Raw genomic sequence first — 5,624 nt, forward strand, 5'->3', positions numbered from 1 at the left:
GGTGATCGAAGTGGTCGCTAACACCCTGGAAGAAAACTCCGCCACTGCGGGCACCGTGGCCGGTACCTTCACCGCGACCGACGAAGAAACCCCACGTGATGGCCTGACCATCTCCTTCACTGGCAACAGCAACGCCGACGGCTACTACACCATCGTTGGCAACGACGTCGTCCTGACCCAAAAAGGCGCCGACTTCGTTAACGCCGGCAACCAACTGCCGAAGATCGACCTGACCGTTACCGACCCTCAGGGCGCGAACTCCACGGGTTCCGACCAACCGAGCGTCAACCTGCACAACGATGTACCGGTCATCGAAATTGCGGCCAGCACCATTGTTGAGGACACCGCCAGCGCCGGTACCGTCGCCGGTACCTTCACCGCAACCGACGAAGAAACCCCGCGTGATGGCCTGACCATCTCCTTCACCGGCAACAGCAATGTCGACGGCTACTACAGCATCGTAGGCAACAACGTCGTGCTGACCCAAAAGGGCGCGGACTTCGTTAACGCCGGCAACCAACTGCCAAAAATCGACCTGACCGTCACCGACCCAGAAGGCCTCCACTCCAACGGCACCGGCCAGCCGACGGTGACCCTGGTCGACGACACCCCAACCGCCATCGACAACCATATCGAAGGCAACGAAGACACCCCGATCGAACTGACCTGGTCGACTTTCGGTGTCCAGGATGAAGACTCCACCAGCCCAGGCGTGGTGTTCACCAGCCTGCCGGCCGGTTCCATCGAATACAAAGTCGACGGCGAGTGGGTCAAGCTCACCACCGCCGACCTGAAAAGCGACACCTCGTCGGGCAAGGTCTTCACCCAGGCTGATTTCGACGGCCACAACGTGCGCTACACCCCGGCAGAGAACGAGTCCGGCGACAACAGCTTCGGCGGTACCGGCGTGGGCAACAAGCAAGGTGACTACACCGAGCTGAAGTTCCAGGCCACCGACGGCAACTCCTACAGCGACACCAAAACCATCACCGTGGATATTCACCCGGTGACGGATGTGCCGATCTTGAACATCGGCCAGGTACCAACCGGCCTGACCATTCAAACCTGGACCGGCAGCAACCTGCCGGGCGCGTTGGGCACCAATGGTCAAGGCGTGACCGACTCCAACACCCTGATCAAGGTCATCAACGGCCAGACCGCTGACAGCGCCGCGTCCACTGGCGTGACCAGCAACGTGAGCAACGGCAATGTGGCCGAAGGCACCGCGACCAAAGTGTCCGGCCTGGTCTACCTGGAAGCCGGCAAGAGCTACACCTTCACGGGTACGGCCGACGACAGTCTGGCAATCACCGTGGGCGGCAAGCTGGTCGCTTCCGAGACCTGGAGCCAAGGCAGCGGGATCAACGGGTCGTCGTACACGCCGACCGAGTCGGGCTACTACACCCTCGACGTCTACCACTACAACCAGAACGGCCCGGGCAACTACGACGTCAACGTGTCGATCAACAACGGCCCGTCGACGTCGCTGGGCAACAGCGGCCTGCAGACCTACACCAGCGCAGCCGCGCTGGAAGCCGCCGGCATGGTGCTGGGCGACAGCCACGTGGTGAATGGCGAAGGCTATTACACCGGCAACGTCTACAACCACGGCCTGGAAGACACCGCGATCAAGCTCGCGCCGATCACCGCCACGTTTGTCGACAACGACGGTTCGGAATCCCACAAGGTGGAAATCAGCGGCTTGCCGGAAGGCACCGTGATCACCGACGGCACCACTGGCCACAGCATCATTTCGACCGGCGCAAACACGCTGTACGACGTGAGCACCTGGAACCTGAGCACCCTGACGGTTACACCGTTCAAGGACTCGACGGCCAGCTTCGACCTGACCGTGAAAGCCACGGCCAAAGAGCTGAGCACCGGCGTTGAAGAAGTCACCACCGGCAAAATCAGCGTTGTGGTCACGGCGGTCAACGACGCGCCAGTACTGGGCAACGATTCGACCAACGCGTTCGGCGACACCTACATCGAAGGCAAGCCAGGCGGCTATGTCGCGGCGCACCTGACCATCACCGACGTCGACAACAGCACCCTGCAAAGCGCCAAGGTCACGCTGGTCAACCACTTGGCCGACGACGTGCTGATCGCGGATGTCAGCAACACCAAAATCACCGTCAGCTACGACAAGACCACCGGCGTGCTGACCCTGTCCGGTGAAGCCACCAAGGCTGAATACCAGGAAGTCCTGCGCTCGGTGCACTTCGCCAGCGAAAGCGAAGACCCAAGCCCGGCCAACCGCAACCTGACCATCACCGTGAACGACGGCCAGGCGGATTCGGCACCGGCGACCTCCGTGATCTACGTGGTTCCGGTCAACGACGCGCCGGTGATCGGCTTCGACAGCAGCAAATTTGTCGAGCAAAAAGGCGCAGTGGCCCTGGTTGAAAACCTGAGCATCACCGACGTCGACAACAAGACCTTCAGCAAAGTGGTGGTCACCGTTGATCACCTGGTGTCCGGCGACCTGCTCAGCAGCGCCGACGTGCTCAAGGCCCTCGCGGTTGCCGGTATCACCATCACCGAAAGCGGCAGCGCCGCCGATGGCAAGATCGTCTACACCCTGACCAGCAGCTCGCCGGCTGGCAGCAGCGCCGCCGACTTCATCAAGCTGGTTGAAGCGATCACCTTCCAGGCCCCGGGCAACAACCCGGCCGGCACTGATCGCACTGTGTCCATCGCTGTCACCGATAACGGTGGCGGCAACCTCGACCGTGAGCCGCCAGAAACCAGCACCGCCACGGGCAAGGTCACCGTCGAGCTGTTCAACGACGCACCGACTGCAACCGCCATCTCGGCAGGCGCGGACGAAGACCACGCGGCCACGATCGTACTCAGCGGCGCCGATGTGGACGGTACCGTTGCCAACTTCGTCATTACCGCCTTGCCGGAAAACGGCAAGCTGTACAGCGACGCCAGCCTGACCACCGAACTGAAGGTCGGCGATTCGGTGCCTGCGGGCGCTGACGGCAAGGCGTCGGTCTACTTCTCCCCAACCGCCGACTGGAGTGGCAGCACCTCGCTGACCTTCACGGCGGTCGACAATGCCGGTAAAGCCAGCGATGTCACCACTGCTCCAGTGACCATCGCGCCGGTCACCGACACCCCACACCTGGGCCTGCTCGGTGGCGGCGTTGTCAGCGCGATCAACTTCGACAGCGCGAACCTCAACGGTTCGTGGGGCACGGTTGCCGTTGGCGATGCCAACAACGCAGCCGGCACCGCGCCGACCACCCAGTGGTTGACCGGCAACAGCGACGGCAAAGTCGAAATCGGCCAGAGCAGCATCTACGGCGTAGAGACCCCGGGCAACAGCCAGGTCATCGAGCTTGAGAAAAACGCTGGCGACGACTCCAGCCTGTACACCATCATCAAGGCTGAAAGCGGTACCGCGTACTCCATCTCGGTCGACTACTCGCCGCGTGCCGGCGCCGAGAACAACTCGGTCATCGATGTGTTCTGGGGCGGCGTCAAAGTCGGCACCCTGGACACCACCGTCGTTGGCATGAAGACCTACACCTTCGTGGTGCCGGTGACTGTCGACGGTGACGCCAAACTCGAATTCAAGGCCCCGGCCGGCCAAGCCAACAACTCCCTTGGCGGTGTGATGGACAACATCAGCGTGACCCAGGTGCTGAACACCGGCCTGGAAGACCACGCGATCAAGTTGTCCGCAATTGACGCCTACGCCACCGATAAGGATGGCTCCGAGACGCTCAAGCTGGAAATCAGCGGCATTCCGCAAGGCGCGACCATTTCCGATGGCGCGGGCCACACCTTTACCGCGTCAGCCGGCAACCAAAGCGTCGACATCAGCGACTGGAGCAAGGCCACACTGGTCTACAACCCGGTGCCAAACGCCTACGGTCTGGTGAACCTGACCGTGACCGCCACCGCGCAGGATGGTGATGCGGCGCCTAAGTCCGAGTCGATCACGCTGCCGATCAATGTGATTTCGGTCAACGACCTACCCGTCATCGAAGTGGTCGCCAATGACCTGGTGGAAGGCCAGGTGGCGGAAGGCACCGTTGCCGGTACCTTCACCGTCAGCGATGTTGAAACCCCGGTTGCCCAGCTGAAAGTCACCTTCACTGGCGACAGCAACAAGGATGGCTACTACACCCTCGTTGGCAATGCCGTGGTACTGACCCTGGCGGGCGCGAACTTCGTCAACGCCGGTAACAAGCTGCCTGCGATTGACCTGACCGTGACCGATGCCGATAAAGGCAGCTCGCACGACGCGGCCACACCGGATGTGACGTTGGTCAACGACGTGCCGGTGATTGAGGTTGTTGCCAATACTCTGGAAGAGAACTCGGCTACTGCGGGTACCGTTGCTGGTACGTTCACTGCGACCGACGAAGAGACGCCGCGTGATGGTTTGACTATCTCCTTCACTGGCACCAGCAACGCTGATGGCTACTACGCTATCTCCGGCAATAACGTTGTGCTGACCCAGAAAGGTGCGGACTTCGTTAACGCTGGCAACCAGCTGCCGAAGATTGATCTGACTGTTACCGATCCATCGGGCGCGCATTCGAATGGCGAAGGCCAGCCGACTGTTAACCTGCACAACGATGTGCCGGTAATCGAGGTTGCTCCTGCCACCATTGAAGAGAACTCCGCCACTGCGGGCACCGTCGCCGGTACGTTCACTGCGACCGACGAAGAGACGCCACGTGATGGCCTGACCATCTCCTTCACGGGCAACAGCAACGTCGACGGCTACTACAGCATCGTTGGCAACAACGTGGTCCTGACCCAGAAAGGTGCTGACTTCGTTAATGCTGGCAACCAGTTGCCGAAGATCGACCTGACCGTCACCGACCCAGCGGGCGCTTCTTCGAATGGCGAAGGCCAACCGACCGTTAACCTGCACAACGATGTGCCGGTAATCGAGGTTGCTCCTGCCACCATCGAAGAGAACTCGGCTACTGCGGGTACCGTCGCCGGTACTTTCACTGCGACCGACGAAGAAACCCCACGTGATGGTTTGACCATCTCCTTCACCGGCACCAGCAACGCTGATGGCTACTACGCTATCTCCGGCAATAACGTCGTGCTGACCCAAAAAGGCGCGGACTTCGTTAACGCTGGCAACCAGTTGCCGAAGATTGACCTGACCGTCACCGACCCAGCGGGCGCTTCCTCGAATGGCGAAGGCCAGCCGACTGTTAACCTGCATAACGATGTACCGGTAATCGAGGTTGCTCCTGCCACCATCGAAGAGAACTCGGCTACTGCAGGCACCGTCGCCGGTACTTTCACCGCGACCGACGAAGAAACCCCACGTGATGGTTTGACCATCTCCTTCACCGGCACCAGCAACGCTGATGGCTACTACGCTATCTCCGGCAACAACGTCGTGCTGACCCAGAAGGGTGCGGACTTCGTTAACGCTGGCAACCAGCTGCCGAAGATCGACCTGACCGTCACCGATCCAGCGGGTGCTTCCTCGAATGGCGAAGGCCAGCCGACCGTTAACCTGCATAACGACGTGCCGGTAATCGAGGTTGCTCCTGCCACCATCGAAGAGAACTCCGCCACTGCGGGCACCGTCGCCGGTACGTTCACTGCGACCGACGAAGAAACCCCACGTGATGGTT

At 61.0% G+C, this 5,624-nt stretch carries 1 protein-coding gene; it reads left to right on the forward strand.

Annotation, left to right across the window (positions count from 1 at the left end; all coding sequences use genetic code 11):
- The coding region (locus LIY36_RS27445) for a beta strand repeat-containing protein (RefSeq protein WP_226457837.1) at window positions 1-5,624 on the forward strand (5,624 nt) is incomplete at both ends.

The sequence above is a fragment of the Pseudomonas sp. AF03-9 genome (genome assembly GCF_020515815.1).
GTDB lineage: Bacteria > Pseudomonadota > Gammaproteobacteria > Pseudomonadales > Pseudomonadaceae > Aquipseudomonas.